Origin of the sequence: Methylobacterium aquaticum (genome assembly GCF_001043915.1) — a bacterium.
GTDB lineage: Bacteria > Pseudomonadota > Alphaproteobacteria > Rhizobiales > Beijerinckiaceae > Methylobacterium > Methylobacterium aquaticum.
In genome coordinates this window covers 1-17,068 of sequence record NZ_LABX01000055.1, presented here as the reverse complement: position 1 = coordinate 17,068, position 17,068 = coordinate 1, and the positions used below count along the sequence as shown (strand labels likewise).

15 protein-coding genes and 1 pseudogene are annotated in these 17,068 nt (G+C 63.8%); 10 read left to right on the top strand and 6 right to left on the bottom strand.

Going from position 1 to position 17,068, the window contains the following annotated elements:
- Nucleotides 1–109: 109 nt before the first annotated feature.
- The gene (locus tag VP06_RS07805; RefSeq protein WP_245291092.1) at nt 110–442 is read right to left on the bottom strand and encodes a sensor histidine kinase; all 333 of its coding nucleotides are present in this window, start codon (nt 440–442) and stop codon (nt 110–112) included.
- Here VP06_RS07805 and VP06_RS37050 point away from each other — a divergent pair.
- The 3 genes from VP06_RS37050 to VP06_RS07795 all read left to right on the top strand — a co-directional run bounded on the left by VP06_RS37050 (nt 425) and on the right by VP06_RS07795 (nt 2,642).
- Nucleotides 425–694, top strand: coding sequence for a hypothetical protein (locus tag VP06_RS37050; RefSeq protein ID WP_197093157.1), 270 nt, complete (start codon nt 425–427; stop codon nt 692–694). The two genes, VP06_RS07805 and VP06_RS37050, sit on opposite strands and share 18 nt — an antisense overlap.
- A 192-nt stretch (nt 695–886) precedes the next feature.
- Nucleotides 887–2,041, top strand: coding sequence for a YihY/virulence factor BrkB family protein (locus VP06_RS07800; RefSeq protein ID WP_048463264.1), 1,155 nt, complete (start codon nt 887–889; stop codon nt 2,039–2,041).
- A gap of 151 nt (nt 2,042–2,192) precedes the next feature.
- A complete protein-coding gene (locus VP06_RS07795) occupies nt 2,193–2,642 on the top strand; it encodes a GNAT family N-acetyltransferase (protein WP_082167255.1) in 450 nt (149 codons plus the stop codon).
- A 222-nt stretch (nt 2,643–2,864) separates the two neighbouring features.
- Here the strand turns inward: VP06_RS07795 and VP06_RS07790 are convergent, their stop codons facing one another.
- Entirely contained in the window at nt 2,865–3,413 is a 549-nt protein-coding gene (locus VP06_RS07790; RefSeq protein WP_048463263.1) for an inorganic diphosphatase, read from the bottom strand.
- Nucleotides 3,414–3,756: 343 nt separating this feature from the next.
- Between VP06_RS07790 and VP06_RS38555 the strand changes: the two genes are divergently transcribed.
- From VP06_RS38555 to VP06_RS38925, 4 genes are all read left to right on the top strand, one after another.
- Nucleotides 3,757–3,885 carry a hypothetical protein gene (locus VP06_RS38555; protein WP_280950176.1) on the top strand — a complete coding sequence of 43 codons (129 nt, stop codon included), beginning with the start codon at nt 3,757–3,759 and terminating at the stop codon, nt 3,883–3,885.
- A 1,522-nt stretch (nt 3,886–5,407) separates the two neighbouring features.
- Nucleotides 5,408–5,650, top strand: coding sequence for a DUF6894 family protein (locus VP06_RS07780; RefSeq protein WP_048463261.1), 243 nt, complete (start codon nt 5,408–5,410; stop codon nt 5,648–5,650).
- Between the two features lie 127 nt (nt 5,651–5,777).
- A complete protein-coding gene (locus VP06_RS07775) occupies nt 5,778–7,811 on the top strand; it encodes an HWE histidine kinase domain-containing protein (RefSeq protein WP_048463260.1) in 2,034 nt (677 codons plus the stop codon).
- Nucleotides 7,812–7,953: 142 nt separating this feature from the next.
- Entirely contained in the window at nt 7,954–8,160 is a 207-nt protein-coding gene (locus VP06_RS38925; protein ID WP_425350893.1) for a hypothetical protein, read from the top strand.
- Between the two features lie 15 nt (nt 8,161–8,175).
- Here VP06_RS38925 and VP06_RS07765 read toward each other — a convergent pair whose 3' ends face one another.
- Nucleotides 8,176–9,699 carry a PAS domain-containing protein gene (locus VP06_RS07765; RefSeq protein ID WP_082167254.1) on the bottom strand — a complete coding sequence of 508 codons (1,524 nt, stop codon included), beginning with the start codon at nt 9,697–9,699 and terminating at the stop codon, nt 8,176–8,178.
- A 169-nt stretch (nt 9,700–9,868) separates the two neighbouring features.
- Here VP06_RS07765 and VP06_RS07760 point away from each other — a divergent pair, with 169 nt between their 5' ends.
- The 3 genes and pseudogenes from VP06_RS07760 (at nt 9,869) to VP06_RS07750 (ending at nt 13,184) form a co-directional block, all read left to right on the top strand.
- The gene (locus tag VP06_RS07760) at nt 9,869–10,267 is read left to right on the top strand and encodes a response regulator (protein ID WP_048463258.1); all 399 of its coding nucleotides are present in this window, start codon (nt 9,869–9,871) and stop codon (nt 10,265–10,267) included.
- Nucleotides 10,268–10,627: 360 nt separating this feature from the next.
- Nucleotides 10,628–11,419: pseudogene (locus tag VP06_RS37935) on the top strand (GAF domain-containing protein); the annotation flags it as partial.
- A 151-nt stretch (nt 11,420–11,570) separates the two neighbouring features.
- Nucleotides 11,571–13,184, top strand: coding sequence for a putative bifunctional diguanylate cyclase/phosphodiesterase (locus VP06_RS07750; protein ID WP_245291091.1), 1,614 nt, complete (start codon nt 11,571–11,573; stop codon nt 13,182–13,184).
- 39 nt (nt 13,185–13,223) lie between these two features.
- Here VP06_RS07750 and VP06_RS07745 read toward each other — a convergent pair whose 3' ends face one another.
- From VP06_RS07745 to VP06_RS07735, 3 genes are all read right to left on the bottom strand, one after another.
- Nucleotides 13,224–14,972: a methyl-accepting chemotaxis protein gene (locus tag VP06_RS07745; RefSeq protein ID WP_048463256.1), complete on the bottom strand. Its 1,749-nt coding sequence runs from the start codon at nt 14,970–14,972 to the stop codon at nt 13,224–13,226.
- Between the two features lie 1,019 nt (nt 14,973–15,991).
- A complete protein-coding gene (locus tag VP06_RS36055; RefSeq protein WP_156295490.1) occupies nt 15,992–16,423 on the bottom strand; it encodes a hypothetical protein in 432 nt (143 codons plus the stop codon).
- A gap of 200 nt (nt 16,424–16,623) precedes the next feature.
- Nucleotides 16,624–17,068 (bottom strand): site-specific integrase (locus tag VP06_RS07735; protein ID WP_483428592.1); only part of this gene is annotated, 445 nt, incomplete at its 5' end.

Here is a 17,068-nt window from a genome sequence, read left to right as displayed (position 1 = left end):
ACTTCGCGGACTGGCCCCGCGCCGAAGGCGTGCAGCGCCCTGATCCGTGGAAGCAGCGAGCGAGAGGACGTTCTGGCTCGGCACCATACGACCGCAAGTCGTGTGCTGGTTATCTTGCGGGGAACCGGACCGTGACGATCGTGCCCGGATCGCCCGCGTCCGGGCGGATGTCGTAGGTCCCTTCAAGCTGTGCGACCATCGAGCGGATCAGCCGCTGCGCGAGACCCGTGCCGCTTGACCGCGGCTGCTCGAACGCGATCCCGATCCCATCGTCCTTCACCAGCAGGACGAAGGTGTCTCCCTCGCGCGCGAACCGGATGACGACCGTGCCTGCCCGATCATCGGGAAACGCGTACTTGAGCGCGTTGGTAAGGCATTCGTTCACGATCAGCCCGATCGAGACGGCTCGGTCATGGAGCACGTCGTGGTCCTCGATTTCCATCCTCACGACCACCGGACGCAGACCGATCATGCTCGTGCGCAGTTCGTTGCACAGAGCCCGGAGATGAATTCCGATGTGCTCACGATGACGGCGGCGTCGTCGCGGGATATTATACGGGTGAAACCGAATGCATGCCTGCGGCCTGGGATGCCCGTCAGAACCTCCGGCAATCGTCAGCCGCACGGCCGCGGGTTCCACGGGGTGGAAGTGCTGGTCGGCGATACCGCCCGCGTATTCATGACGGCCGAGTAGCGGTTCCAGGCGGGCAGGACGCTCCTGGATTTCCCAACACTGGAACAGCACCTCGCGCAGTTAGTATCGGTGAGAGCCGTGCCATGCACGTGGTGATTGATTTCGCCCACATGCGACCGGCAACAAAGAGGCAACACGCACGTTAAATCTTCAGCCGAGGCGGACGCTTAGGCATAACCCTCAGGCTGCGCCATGATCGATCACATCTCAACACCGACAGATAAGTCTCAATCTGGGTCCGCATCAACGGTCTGGATTGTTTTCCTCGGCATGGCTCTCCTCAGCGTCGTTGCTTTGCCACGTCGTAGTCCACGGTGGGCACAGTCGGACGGGGCGGGTCAACTCGGACCCGAGGAGGGACCTCGCTCACATGAGGGCGCCGCAGCAGAGCGTGTCGCGGACACAGAAGCTGATCGGGGTCGCAAGGCAGAGACCCCATCTGAGATCCCGGCCAAGGGCTGGAGGGACATCGGCCTTCGTGTCTTCCGCGAGTTCAGCAATGACCGTGTCTTGCTGGTCGCGGCTGGGGTGACCTTTTACGCGATCCTCGCCCTCTTTCCTGCCATCGGGGCGCTGGTCTCACTCTACGGTCTAATCGCTGATCCTGAGACCATCAATTCTCAGTTACGCAATCTCCAAGCTGTGCTGCCGGGCGGCGCGCTCGACATCATCGGTGAGCAGGTCAAACGGATCGCCTCGAAAGGTGGGGGTACGCTCGGCTTCACCGCGGTGTTCGGTATCCTCTTATCGATCTGGAGTGCGAATGGTGGCGTAAAGGCCATCTTCGACGCGCTCAACATTGTTTACGGTGAGAAGGAGAAGCGGAATTTTCTCTGGCTCAATCTTCGATCGCTCACCTTCACGGCTGGTGCGCTGTTCTTCGTGATCCTAGCCCTGGTGGCGATCGTCGTTGTACCGGCGGTGCTGGCCTTCCTCGGCTTGGGCGCGACAGCTTGGTACATCGCGCTGCTGCGCTGGCCCGTCCTGCTGCTCGTGGTCCTCGGCAGCCTCGCGCTGCTGTATCGCTACGGTCCGAGCCGTGACACTGCTCAGTGGCGCTGGGTGACCTGGGGGAGCGGCCTTGCTGCCGTGCTCTGGCTCATCGTCTCGGCCCTGTTTTCCTGGTACGTCTCCAGCTTCGGCAATTACAACGAGACTTATGGCTCTCTCGGGGCCGCGATCGGCTTCATGACGTGGATCTGGATCTCCACGACCGTGGTGCTGCTCGGTGCCGAGGTCAACGCCGAGATGGAGCACCAGACAGCCAAGGATACCACTTCAGGCCGATCTGAACCGCTCGGCACACGCGGGGCACGGATGGCTGATACCGTTGCCGCGGCAGCTTGATCCCCGCCGATGCCTACATCGGTGTCCGACGCCCACGCGACAGCGCCGGAGGAGGCCGGGTGCTGACGCCCAGCATCGACCGCGATCCGTGGCATCCTGAGGCGAGACGCCCGAGGTGCCAAGCTCAGAGGTCGAGATCGGAGATCTTGTCATGGCCGACGTGGACTGGACGCTCCACATCGAGGCCGAACCCAATGCGGAGGTCCTGAACAGGATCCTGGAGCCCCTGTCGGCCTACAACAAGATGAGTGTCGGCCCGGGGAACTGGGAGAAGTGGGCTGTCACCGTGCGCGACCGCGAGAACGCGATCGTCGGCGGCTCATGGGGTGAGATCGGCTATGACTTCCTCAAGGTGGAACTGCTCGCGCTCGGGCGCGCCAGGAACCGCAGCTTGGGGCGTCGGCTTATGACGCTGGCCGAGGAGGCGGCGGTCGAGCGGGGCCTTCGCGGCATCTGGCTCGACACCTGGACCTTCCAGGCGCCCAACTTCTACCGCAAGCTCGGCTTCGAGGAGTGCGGTCGCATCAGCGACTACCCTCCCGGACACGACAGGATTTTCTTCGTCAAATACCTACGAGCGGCTGATCGCGACCGGGAGTAGCGTCAATGCCGCGGGGAAGTCAGCGCCGCAGGTGATCCAGCAGCGCCGGGACATGCGCCAGCACGTCGGCTCGGATCCCGGGGTTTCGTGCCGATCGCGGCCGCGACGCTCGGCTCGGTCGCGATGCCCGGCAGCTTCACTGGGATTAGCCTTTCGGCGTCGCAGCCCTGCCCCCGTCCGCGTGGTGATCACGTCGGCGACCGTGCGCGCATCACGAGCAGGTTAGGCGTCGTCAAACGCAGCGATGCCCTTCTTCACGAGCTTCCCCGCCGCCTTGGCGTCGACCCGCTCCTTCACCCGAAACTCCTTGCCGTGCAGCTTGTTGTAGCGCGTGAAGAACTCCTCGATCTCGGTCAGCAGGTTCGGGTTGAGGTCGCCGAGATCGTGCGCCTTCTCGTAGGCGTGGGCGTGCGTCGCCACCGCGAGCAGGCGATCGTTGCGCTCCCACTCGCCGTCCCGCTCGCGCTCCTCGGCCTCGATCGCGCCCACGAGCCGCGCGCTCACCTTCGTCCCGACTGCAAGGCCCTCGTCGAGCAGGATGATGACGTCGAGCGGATCGCCATCCTCGCCTTGCGTCGAGGGTACGAAGCCAAAATCGACCGGGAAGGTCATGCCCTCGGGCAGCACGAACTTCAGCGTGAAGGTGCCGATCTCCGGGTCGTAGGCGTACTTGCTGCGGCTCCCCTTGGGCGTCTCGATGATGACAGTGAGGTCGTCGGATTTCTTGTCGTAGGTGTTGATACGATCCAGAGAGGGGCGGTTCTTCGACATGATGCCTCTAAGCTTGGACGGATGCTGCGCTCGGCTCCACGGCGTGAGCGAAGGCGCGGCTCCTGCCGCGGACGGCCTCAAGGGCCATTGCATCAAGCTAGTCGCCAGGGACACAGTGGCCAGCAGCATGATCGCGGACGCCACCCAGCCGCGCGCACGAAGCGACCCGACAACAAGGCGGGTAACCACTTCTACTGATCGCCTGCGAGACGCTGCTACTCGCCCTATTCTGGGCTGACCGCTACGCCCCCATCATGGGGCGCCTCGCGGCGCCGAACTTGGTCGCCCAGGCTCTTGCCCCGCTCGTGGGCGCCGCGATCATCACCTCGGGGGAGCGGGTGCGATGTTCGACGGGCTCACCGGGATCGCAGCCGCGAACCTCGCGCTCGTCGGGATCCTTCGGCTTGCCGTCGACGGTCGCCATGGTGACGACCAGCCCAGCGCGACCCGCCCGAAGTTTGAGCAAGGCTGAAAGAACCCGCGGGAACAGCGCCCATCGCGTGCGCCCTGGATAGACGCCACGATTCAAAGTCAACAAAACTTCGTGGTTGATACTTTCGGAGATCCCTGTTAGTTTAGTCCTTGGGCTCGCCAATTTCAGGCGATATCACCCAGTCGTTTTGATAAAATTCTCAATCTCAAATCTATTCAGTCTTTCAAAATATCTGATCGTACACAAGGTAATTTTCTATGAAAATCGACTCTTATCGTATGTGGCATATCATCAACAAAGCTCTTGCCGTTGCCATTGTGGCCATGGAGCATCAGCATGAGTATCAGTCTTGGTCTGACTTGAGTGACATGAAGTTGTTGCTTGAAGATCGGCTTGAGGATGATCTTGATCTCGCAATGTACATGCGAGCCGCGCGAATTTCTGCCCTGGGAACGTTCGACTAGATCGCGTCTATCCCTAGACGGTACGGGGTCCCTAGAGCCGAAACTGTGCGAGCGGGGTCATACGCCCAGCGTCGGAGGGTGGGCTGCGACTCCCATTCGGCACCTGGATGGATCAACATCATCTCGTTCGCGACAGCCTCAAGCGCATTCATGGCGAGTGCGACACGGCCGACATCATGTTCGACTTTGCGGACGACCACAGTTTCCGCTCCTGGATCTGCCGGTCGAGGTCGACGAGCTTGTCTGCGGCGTCGATCAAAGGGCAGCCTCGTCGTTCGAGTGTGGAGGCGGCGCGGACCGTCTCCCCGCTGATCCTGTCCGAAGCAAGGCGGTTCAGCAGATGGCCGCTGAGGAGCGGGTCAACGGGTTCCCTGCTCGACTTGGAGGCTCCTCAAGTGCTCGTACATGGCCGCGAGCGTCTCCTCGAAAGCCGCGAGGAGGCGTTCGGCCTTGGCGGGATCGCGACCCTGAGACCGAAGCTGGGTGAACCTCGCCTTCGACGATGTGTCGCCTCGCCAGAGCGAGGTGGTCTTGATGCACTGTCATGGTGGCGAGGTCCAGGCTCGGCATGAGCGCCTGAGATATCAGCCCAGTACTTCAAGTGGATGTGAACGAACTGCTCACCAGCCGTGGGCTCCAGCGGGCTGCCACTACACAAAAATTAGGCCGCACGCTCGGTGCGGCCCAAGTCTAGGGAGGAAACGCCCATGAGGGCTACAGCACGGCCAGCCAACACGTGCTGCACTGCGAAAACTCGCGCTGCACTGCGTTGGTTCCGCGGAGGTGTGCAGCCGCCTCACCCTCCATGAGGACCGCGTCAATCCATGGCATATGGTGACATTGTCCTGCTACGTCGCGGATCGCGTTCGCCGACGTGATCTCCACAAAATCATCTATTGCGACCATATGGTAAGGATTGATGCTGCTCGGGCTTGCTGCTTACTCAACTACTTTAACGCCCGCTTGGTCCAACGATCCTGAAACCACGCTGATCGACCTCGATGATCGCCTGACCGACAGCATTGCCGAACACCCACACCAACTTGCGTTAGTGTCTAGGTCGCGTTGATCAGCTACGGCTCGGAGTCGGAGGAGCCATGCCACGCTATTTCTTCGACATCCACGATCTCAACGGACCAGAAAGGGACAACGTCGGCACCGAGCTTCCAGATCTCACCGCAGCGCGCCGGGAGGCGATGCGCCTGTTGCCGAACATCGCGCGCGATGAGGTGCCGCGGGACGGCGATCACCAGTCCTTCGTGGTCCTGGTCACCGACGAGAATGGACGTCCCGTCTACTCCGCCACGTTGAGCTACACGGGCCTGTGGCTCACACGCTAACCCATCCTCGTCCAAGGCGCGACCGCGACATTAGGGCCGCGCTCACCCTCACTGCGAGGGTTGTGCAATCGCGTCTGATCGGGCTTCCCTGCGACCTGCCGAGCAGGTTCCTGATCAGGTCGACCCCGTGCCGCTCCCTGACGACATTGCCGCATTCGTCGCTGATCGCGATCGCCTCGCGGTGTTGGCCGAATACGACGTCCTTGACACTCCACCCGAGGCGGACTTCGACGACATCGTCCTGGTGGCTGCCACAGCCTGCACTGTTCCGATCGCGCTAATCAGCTTCCTGGATCGCGACCGCCAATGGGTTAAGGCTCACCACGGCCATGAAGTCGGCGAGCTTCCGGTCGATCAATCCATCTGCGCGCACGCTCTTGCGCGAGCGGAGATCCTGATCATCCCCGATCTCGCGCTCGATCCGCGCACGCGCAACGGCGCGCTCGTCACGGGCGAGCCACAGGGCAGGTTCTATGCGGGTGCGCCGCTTCTCGCTCAAGGCGGACTGCACCGTCTCGGGACTCTGTGCGTCATCGACACTGTGCCGCGATCGGGCGGCCTGTCGCGAGAGCAGGCGCTGGCATTGGAAGTTTTGGCCCGCCACGTCGTGGCACTCCTCGAACCGAGCCGCGTCGCGAGGACCACCGATCCCATCCCCACACTTCTGCTTGAGAGGCGAGGCACGCTGCTGGAACGGGCCGTGCAAGGCGCGAAGGAACAGGCCCGCACCCAGGCTGCGCAAGAGGCTGGCGCAGTCGGCACCTTCGAGATCGACGTGGCCTCCGGTACCATGAGCGTCTCGCCCGAGTTCTGCCGGATCTTCGGCGTGCCCGTTACGCCGAACTACGTCGCCTCCCTCTTCGAGGCTGCCGTCGTACCCGAGGACCGCGCCGTACACTCGAACCACGCATCTCGCCAGGACGGTAGTGCCGCCACTGAGGTCGTTTACCGGATCCATCGTGCGGATGACGGCCGCCTTCGCTGGATCAACCGACGCTCTAGGTTCGAGCGCAATGACATGGATCGTGTGGTCAGAATGGTTGGGACGGTGATGGACATCACAGCGTCCCGCCTCGCCACAGATCGCATGGGCGCCTTGCTCGAACTCGGCGACCGCCTGCGCGAGGCGGACACCACCGAGGCGGTGGTCAGCATCGTGGCCGAGATCCTCGGGCGAACGCTCGACGTCGATCGTGCAGGCTACGCGGTGGTCGACACGCCTTGCGGCGGCTTCCGGGTTGAGCGCGACTGGACAGCGCCAGGGACTGGCAGCCTCGTGGGCAATCATCCGCTCGACGGCTTTCCGGCAACCATCCAGCGGCTTCAGCGCGGTCGTCCTCTGGTGAGCGCCGACGTTCTCAGTGAGGTGCAACTCATCAGCGACACGGCGAGCTATCAGGCGATCGCGGTCCGCGGGCAGATCACGATCCCGATCATCGTCGCGGGCGACCTCGTCGGCGTGCTCTTCGCACACGCGACCGAGCCGCGGGCCTGGAGCATGGAGGAGGTCGCCTTCGCGAAAGGCGTGGCGGATCGCGCCGACGCAGCGCTCGCCAAGGTGCGCGCCGAGACCGAGCAGCGGATGCTCAACGTCGAACTCTCGCATCGCCTGAAGAACACTCTGGCGATGGTACAGGCGATCGCCCTGCAAACGCTGCGTCCCGTCACGGAGCAGGACGCCGTCAAGGCATTCACCTCTCGGCTGCTCGCCCTTTCTAAAGCTCATGACGTACTGCTTCAGCAGAGTTGGAGCGCGGCTCGGATCAGGGTTATCGTTACGGGCGTGCTACACGGCGTAGGACAAGCTGAGCGGTTCGACGTAGACGGGCCTGACCTCAGCTTCGGCCCGCGAGCGACGCTGTCTCTCTCGCTCCTGCTCCACGAATTGACAACCAACGCGGTGAAGTACGGCGCGCTCTCAAACGCTGCCGGGCGCGTCTCGGTGACGTGGCGCGTCGAGGGCCGGGGAGCCGAAGCGGCAATTCATCTCGCGTGGCGCGAGCGGGACGGCCCACCCGTTGCCGAGCCGAGTCGCCGCGGCTTCGGCTCCCGATTGATCAGCATGGGCCTCGTCGGAACGGGCGGGGTGACGGTTCGTTACCCCTCAAGCGGGGTCGAGGCAGTCATGACAGCGCCCCTCAGCCAAGTTCAACAATCCTGATCCGATCGAAAGCGTCGCGTGGGCAAGCGTCAATCTGAACAGCGCCTAGTCGTCCTCGTGGTCGAGGATGCCGGGTTCGAGGCGGTGGAGGCCGCGAGTGCGGACGAAGCGATCGACATCCTGGAGACTCGACATCCGGATCGTGTTCACGGACATCGACATGCCCTGGGGGATGGACGGGATGCGCTTGGCAGCCTGCATCCGCGAGCGGTGGCCGCCGATTGAGATCATCCTGACTTCGGGCCATCACGCGATCGAGAACGTCGTTCTTCCCGCCCGAGGGGTGTTCTTCGCCAAGCCTTACCGACCCGGGGACATCGTGGCAGCGCTGCATCGGATGGCGCGCTGAGCCGAATGCGAAAGCCTACGCCACGAGATGCGTGACCGGCACTGCGATGCGCATCGTGAGCCCCTCCGGCTCCCACTCGTGGCGGATCTCACCGCCTAGCTGAAGTTCGATGCTCCTGGCCGACATCCTGGTTCCGAACCCGCGCCGCTGCGGCGCGCCCGCGATCGACGGACCGCCGCGCTCCTGCCAGAACATGAGCAGTGTTCCGCCCTCGCAGCGCAGGCTGATCGTCACCCGCCCGGAAGCCGTCGAGAGGGCGCCATATTTGACCGCATTCGTGGCCTGCTCGTGCATGATCAGGGCGAGTGCTGTCGCAGCCTTCTCGCCGACTGCAACATCGTCTCCCTCAATAACGAAGCGGTTCTGCGCATCCTCCATGTAGGGTGCCAGCAGCGTGCGTATCAGACCTTGTAGGGTTTGTTCTAGGCTCGCGGAATTTGATATTGAGCCATATGGACGGACGTATTCATGTGCCAACGCAAGCGCTTGCAGACGCTCCTGGAAGCGGCGCACGTAGTCTTGCGCAAGCTCGTTCCCGCGCGCGGTCAGTGAGGCTAGTCCGCTCACTACCGCGAAGATGTTCTTGATGCGGTGCGACAACTCGCGGGTGAGTAGCTCGCGCGCCTCCTCGTTGATCTTGCGATGAGTGATGTCGCGATGCGCACCGATCAGGCGCAAGGCCCGACCCGTCTCATCACGCTCGATCTTGGCGACGGCGGTGATCCAACGGGTCTCGCCGTCGCTGGGCCGGATGATGCGGTACTCGGCCCGGTAGTCGCGCGCGTCACCACGAACGGCGTCGAGGAAGTAGCGCTCCACCTCCTCTCGGTCATCAGGGTGGATCCGCTGCACCCAATCCTCATGCGTTTCGTGAAGGGCATCCGGAGAGAGTCCGTGGATGCGCAGGTACTGCGATGATCGGCGATTTCTGATGCCATCTCTCAGATCGACTTCGAGCCCGCCGACTCCTGCGATCTCCTGCACTTGCTCTAGTTCGATTTCACGCTTGGCCAGAGTAGCAACAAGGCGGCCATGTGTGAGAAGCGTCATCACTTGCCGCGCGAGGGCCTGAAGTACCTCGGCCTGCTCGCTCGTGAGACCCTGCGGGCGCGGGTTGTGATCGAGGACGCAGACGGTGCCGAGCGGCAGCCCCTCCGAGGTGCGCAACACGGCTCCTGCGTAGAAGCGCAGGTGCGGCTCCCCCGTGACCAGAGGATTGCAGGCGAACCGTGAGTCGCCGCTCAGGTCGGGAACGACCACCAGATCCTGTTGCAGGATCGCCTGTCGGCAGATCGAGACGTCGAGCGACGTCTCGCGCACGCCCACCCCGATCTCTGCCTTGAAGAACTGCCGCGTGTCCTCGATCAGATTGACGACGGCGATGGGTGTGCGACACACCTGGACGGCGATCTGGCAGACGTCGTCGAACGCCCGCTCCGGCGGCGTGTCGAGGATTTCGTAAGCACGAAGAGCGGCCAACCGCTCCGACTCCGACCAGGAGCATGCATCCGATGCCTGAGAGGCGGGAATGGTGTTCACCGCGGACCCACCTCCAGGTCATTCGAGTTGAGGGTTGTCTAACCCATTTACCTTAGCGTTAGGGGTGATCGCAACGGAACGGCGGGACGTGTCCGCGCACGAGGAAACGGCCGAGCCCATGCCTGCAACCCAAAAGCGAACTTAACTGATATCTGGATGGTTGAGGAGCATGGTGCTCACAGTGGATCCTGCTTCTCCGCTTCTCGTGCTCCTCGTCGAGGATGAGGGATTGGTGCGCCTGATGGCCGCCGACATGCTGGAGGAGGCGGGCTTTTGCGTGCTGGAGGCGGGCGACGCCGATGCGGCGTGGCGCCTGCTGGAAGAGCGGCCCGACATCGGCGTGCTGTTCACCGACGTCGACATGCCCGGCTCGATGAACGGCTTCGATCTGGCGCGTCGCGTCGCTGAGCGCTGGCCGCGGATCCGGCTGGTGATTACCTCTGGGCGATGCGCCCCCAAGCCGCGGGACGTGCCCGACGACGGGCGATTCATCGCCAAGCCCTATGACATGGCCAGGGTCGTGGCAGCCATCACCGATCCGGCGAGCCTGCCCACGATCACCTCCTAGACGCAGGTGAGCCTCTCTGCGCGACAGTGAACAGTCAGAGCACGACGTGGGCCCGGCGCTCGACATTGTGACACCCAAGCCAACGTCTGGATGCACACGGACCGCGATGGCCGCCCCCATCATCAAAGCTTGCTGTGAAACCGTCGTACCAGAGCGACGAGAAGGAGAACCTTCCTGCTTCCTGGAAGGGCGCGGACCGATCTCGACCTGAGCGCGTGCTGGGTCGCGACAGCAGACACACAAATTCGACCAAAGGTTGTTTTTCTGCCTCTTAATCAGTGTTGCCTACGCGTCTCCCGCAGGTTGCCGTGCTAAGGTCGACACCACATCGCGTGAACGAGAGCATCCTCCGTGTATCCCATGCCGTCCAACGAGGCCGAGCGCCTGGAGGCCGTGCGCGCGCTCGACATCCTCGGTACGGCGCCCGAGGAGCACTTCGACGCCGTCTGCCGCAATGCCCAGGTAATGTTCGGCTTGCCGGTCGCCCTGGTCTCCCTCGTCGATGAGGAGCGCCAATGGTTCAAGGCCCGGTGCGGCTTCGACGCTGACGGCACGCCGCGTGGGGCGGCGTTCTGCACTTACACGATCCTCTCCGACGAGGTGCTCGTCATCGAGGATGCGCTGCAAGACGTGCGCGTGTGCGAGAGCCCGCTCGTCACCGGCCGACACGGCATTCGGTTCTACGCGGGTGCTCCGCTCATCGTGCGGCCCGGCATCCGCCTCGGCAGCCTGTGCGTGCTCGATACCAAGCCGCGCACCTTCTCGCCCGAGCAGCGCCAGCAACTCCGGGATCTCGCCAGGATCGTCGTCGCGCATCTGCGCCTGCACGAGATGACGCTGGCCAGCGTCTCCGCCCACGACGCCTTGCAGGCCGCGACCACCCGGCTGCGGCTTGCTCAGGAAGCGGCGGGAGCGGGACTGTTCGATTGGGATCTGCGCGACGACCACGCTCACCTCTCGCCCGAGACCCTGCGCCACCTCGGCTTGCCGGAGGACCGCTCGCCGTTCATCACGGGGCAAGAATGGGCTGCCACCATCCACCCGGGCGATCTCGTCGAACTCCGCCGCGAGGCGAGGCGCGCCATCGCCACAGGCTCGACGTACAGGGCCGAGTTCCGGGTGCCGCTGCCGGAAGGCGGTGAGCGCTGGGTGCTCGGCCTCGGCCGCGTGGCGAGCGATGCGCGCGGGCGGGCCGCACGGATCTCCGGGATCAGCCTCGACTGCACCGAGCAGCGGCAGCGACGGTCTGTTCGACTACGACTTCGTCACCGACGCGGCCTGGGTCTCGGATTGCTGGTGCCGGATGCTCGGCTACGAGCCGGGGGAGCTTCGGGTCGACCGGCACACCTGGGTGCGCCTCCTGCATCTGGAGGACAAGGCGCAAGCCCTCCAGCAAATCGAGAACCATCTGCGCGGCGCGGCGCCCGCGTTCAGGATCGAGTGCCGCCTCCGGTGCAAGGACGGCGCGTGGCGATGGGTGCTGGCGCGCGGCAAGGTCGTGGCCCGTGATGCTGCGGGAGAGCCGCTGCGGATCGTCGGCACGCACATCGACATCAGCGCGCGCAAGGCGGCCGAGGGGCGGGTGACCTGGATGGCCCAGCACGACGGGCTGACCGAGTTGCCCAACCGCACGACGTTCCGCGAGCGCCTCGATCAGCGGCTGGCGGAACTGCGTCGCCGGGGCGGTGCCTGCGCGGTGCTGTGCCTCGACCTCGACCGCTTCAAGGCGGTGAACGACACGCTCGGACATCTTGCAAGCGACGCGCTGCTGCGCGAGATCGCGCACCGGATCCGGGCCACGCTGCGGGGGGAGGACACGGTGGCGCGCCTGGGCGGCGACGAGTTCGCCGTGCTGCTCCACCAGGGCGAGGATGCGGATCGGGCGATCCTGGTCGCCCAGCGGCTGATCGAGGTCGTGCAGGCGCCCGTGGTCCTCGGCGCACAGCAAGCCGAGGTCGGCGTGAGCATCGGCATCGCCCTGACGCCTCAGCATGGGGATGAGGCCGAGACCCTGTTCAGACGCGCCGATCTGGCCCTCTACCGCGCCAAGGCGGAGGGGCGGAACACCTTCCGGTTTTTCGAGCCCGCGATGGACGAGGAGGCGGAGGCACGGCGCAGGCTCGAACTCGATCTGCGACGCGCGCTCCAGCACGGCGAGTTCGAACTGCATTACCAGCCGATCCTCGACGTCGCGACCGGCACTATTGCATCGGCCGAGGCGCTGGTGCGCTGGCGCCATTCTTCACGAGGGCTCGTGCCGCCGGGTGACTTCATCCCCGCGGCCGAGGAGACGGGGCTGATCGTGCCGCTCGGGGAGTGGGTGTTGCGGGCCGCAACTCACGAAGCACGGCGCTGGCCCGAGCACGTGCGGGTGGCCGTGAACGTCTCGGCCGTGCAGGTGCGGCACGGTAACCTGTTTCCGGCTGTGCGCGCCGCCCTTGATGCATCCGGGCTTTCTGCTGAGCGCCTGGAGCTTGAGATCACCGAAAGCGTGCTGATGGCCGATGACGAGCGAGCGAGCGCGGTGCTGCACGATCTGCGGAGCCTTGGCGTGCGCATTGCTCTGGATGATTTCGGGACCGGCTACTCCAGCCTGAGTTACCTGCGCCATTTCCCGTTCTACAAGCTGAAGATCGACCGCTCCTTCCTCTCTGTGGGAAGCAAGACCGAAGAAGCGGCATTCATCGTGCGCGCTGTCGCGGCACTCGGCCGGGGGCTCGGCATGATCGTCGTGGCCGAAGGGGTCGAGACACAGGAACAGTACGATGTGGCTCGGGCAGAGGGCTGCATGGAGGTGCAGGGCTACCTCATCGGCCAACCCTGCCCAGGCCAAGAACTCCGGATCCACCTGCGCAGAAGCACTATGGATGGAGTACAGCAACCCTGTCGTCGATCACGACATGAGTGCGGACGTTGAGTTTAGTCCATGTATGAACGCCGAGCCCTTGAACCAGTCTTACGCCGCATGAGCCTTGTTCGCATGCGTCAAGGCTGGGTGCCTGACTCTCTCCATCAACTGTACCCCCGCCATCTCCGCTGAGACCCACATCACCTCGGCCTGAACGCATTGACCATCTGCGAAGGTCACGTCGACCTTCTTACCGACTGCGAGGCCCGGCACGATGGTGATGCGCGCCCCTGACTGCGAGAGGTCACAGAGGCGGCTGGCACTCTCCCCGCTGTCAATCCGCACCATCACAGTTTCGTCGAGTTGCACGCGCAGGGCTTCACGGCGCTCAGTCAGATCACGGGTGACGGCACTGACGAACTCCTCCACGGAGTGCGTCAGGGTCTGGGCAACGGCCCGAAGCGTCTGGGACACGCCCAGAGCCTCCTCCGCGTGCTGCTGCGTCTCCTGTGTTGCGTGGGCTACAATCTCGGCCCCCTCACGCGCATCCGTGCTGCCTTGCGCCACCCGTGCGATCGTCCGTGACATCTCAGCCGTAGCGCTCTGCTGCTCGGCCACGGCCTGGGTGATCGCGACCGTCAGCCCCTCGATCTCCTGCATCGAGGAGGCGATCGCATCGATGGCTCTCACGGTCTTGCCCGTGGAGCCCTGGATCGCGTTGACCTGCGTGACGATCTCGTCCGTGGCCCGCATCGTCTGGGATGCCAAGCCCTTTACCTCGGCCGCAACGACGGCGAAGCCACGCCCTGCCTCGCCCGCCCGTGCGGCCTCGATCGTGGCATTCAGGGCCAGCAAGTTCGTCTGATCCGCAATTGCCTTGATCAGCCCGATCACGGCTCCGATCCGCTCGGCCGTCGCGGCGAGTTCCCGAACGTCGACGTTGGTGGTTCGAGCCTCATCGCTGATCCGCTGGATCAAGTCGCGCGCCTGTCCAGTCTGCGTCACGATCCCTGCCATCGAGGCGCTAAGCTCCTCGGTGCCCGCAGAGACGGAGAGCACGTTCTGCGCGATGGCAGTCGCTGTTGAGCGCGCCTGCAACGCTTGTTGGCTGGATTGCGTGGCAACGCCGCTCAAGGCCAACGCGGTCTCGCGCATGCCGATCGTCTGCTCCTCGACCTGCCGCTCGACTTCGATCAGGTGATCCCGGAAGCCTGTGACCACCTCGGCCAGGGAGTGCTGCCGGTAAACCTCGAAGCCACGCTCCTGCTGCGCGGTCTGCTCAGCGAGGCGTTGCGCCGTCGCGCTTTGTGCAGCCGCGACAGCCGCCTGCTCGGACTCAGCGATGGCGCGGGTCAGTTGACGTGCCGCCAGGATGAGAGCGGCAGCCTCGATCAGGATGACGACGGCGTGCAGGACGACCCGACCGTAGTCGGCCCCGTTGGGGAACACAGCGGCTGGGTAGATGACGTTGAGCGCGAGGTGATGCACGGCGACCACGGCCGTCGCAATCACGACAGATGACCAGCAGCCCCAGCCTGCGACCACGGCCAGCGCCGCGAAGAACACCATGTGCATGTCAATCTGGAGGTGCGTCCCCGCCAGAGAGAACACGAGAAGGCCGACCAGGGCCATCGTGGCGGCGGAGGAGAGATGACGGGTGACGAGCGCAGCGCCTGATTGGTAGGCCGCGATGAAGACCAAGCTAAGGAGCGCCCCGCCTACGCTTGCGACAGCAAGAGGTTGCCCACTAGTGATCCAGGCCGCAACAACGACGGCGAGATAAAGCAAGCCGAGCCCGGTGAGCAGGACGGGCAGGAATGCGCGACGAAGGCGATCAAGGCCGTTGGGGGTGGTCATGAGCGTGGAGCCTGCCGAAGAGAGGACACAGCGGCGGTAGGGAGACAGCCACTCAGGGGGGAAGCAGCCAGCACCAGGGTCGCGCCAGCGCGGTACAGGGCCTCAACGAGATCAGGACGTGAGGCATGAAGGACGGCCACGTGGCCGTGGGTCGACATCCAGAGGATCTGTCCGCCCGCAGCAGCAATCGCACGCGGCAGCGGCGCGTCTGGAACAAAGGTCACGACGGCGACCGGCTCCCCGGGGCGGGGGCACAGCGCCAAGACGACAGGTGCAAGTCCAGAGAGCAGCACGAAACCGACGACGAGCGCCTTGCTCCGTAAGGCCCGACCACTCGATGTCTGAACGGTCATGCGGATGCAGTCGAAGAGCGTGGCGCTCGGCGAGCGCCAGAGCGTGACCCAGAGTCTGGTTCTGGATTATATCAGCAACTATACTTGCAATTGTTAATAAAAGGTGCGCTTTCGGTCAAGGCGGAGGCCGAAGTGAACTAGACATTCTGGCCTAAGCGACAGCGCTTTCGACAACCTCTCGGCTCCACTGCGAGCGTTCATCAGCATCCAGAGCCAGCAGAGGCAATGCCCTGCACTCGTTTTAGTGTCGCCTGAAAAAATTCTGAGAGATGAGGCTATGTTCGGGCGCCTCATCTCTCACTCTGTACTCGCATAAAGGGAGAGATAATGAGCGGTAATTGCTCGGAGGATTTCTTGGACAGGAGAGCGCCCGCCGGAGGGTTAGGACCTTGACGGGCGCGCTGTAGTGAGGAGACAGATGAAGACTCTTCTCGAAAGCCTAACCCGCGCTTCACGCAAAGAGTTCCCGTACAAGGTCTCCGAAATGTAACATTCAGCTATATCCTGCTTTGAATGATATTATCTCGGTATCGACTAAAGGTTAATAATTACTCACTCAAACAGCACAACCTTACAGCATCCTCGTCGGGTAAGCAGAGAGAGGATGCATAATACCTAATATAACTCGTGGACACGCCCGATCATTAGTGAAGCTCATGCTGAAATTCAGGAGCTAAGATCACTTCTCTGTACCGATCCTGAGCGATACTGCGATTTCCGCAACACTGAAAGAGTTTCATCAAGTTCACGCGTGAGATGGGTGACCGTGCGGAATGACACGATCTTCGTATGGTTTTCAGGCGGTTCTTCGAGAGCGCCTCGCAATTGCTCAATCTCAGCGATCTTCGTCTGGATGATGCTGAGATCCTCCCCGGTAGGGGCTCCAGCATCATCCAACATGCCTTGAAGTGCCCACTGCTGAACTCGCAGGAGCACGAGAGCGTCGAGATCGTCGTAGAGGGCAGCCTCTGCGTCTGATGAATTCTCCCCCATCTGATAGAGCTTCTCGATCCCGGCGGCCCGTGCCGACGAGCGCATCTCGATCTCGGCAATGCGCCGCCGGACGCTCCGAAGGGAAGCGGCGAGGTTGGTTGTCATTGGGTCCGAGGTCATCTCACAGACAGGTCCAGCAGGCGACAATGGCGATCGCGTTAAGCCGCAAGGGGGCACTCGAATTCGGCGAGGAGGCACATCTGGATACAGCGGATCGCGCCGTGAATGAGCGCGACGTGGCATCCTTCATCATCTCTGCGGCCTCCATGTACGCGGGATAGATCAAGCCTGATCAACCCGCCAGCCTACAGACCGATCTCTTCCGTGAGCGCTTCATCGAACAGGCGGCCCTCGCGCACGTAGCGGCGCAGGACGCTGAGGCTGGCGTGGCGGGTCTGGCGGGCGATGGCGATCTCGCCCACCCCTGCGCGAGCGGCGCTGGTGGCGAACCCGGCGCGCATGGAGTGCCCGGAATACCCCCCAGGATCGAGCCCGGCAGCAGCAACCCGACGCTGCACGATCAGGGCGATCGCATTGCCGGAGAGGCGCCCGCCGAGGCGGTTGTGGCGATCGACGGCGCGGAAGGCCGCGCCCTCGCGGATGCCCGCCTCGGCGGGCGCCTCTCCGGCAATGCGATCGCCCTGATCGTGCAGCGGCGGGTTGCTGCTTCCGGGCTCGATTCTGGGGGGGATTCCGGGCACTCCATGCGCGCCGGGGTCTCCACCCGCGACGCGCGCGCCGGGGGGGGCG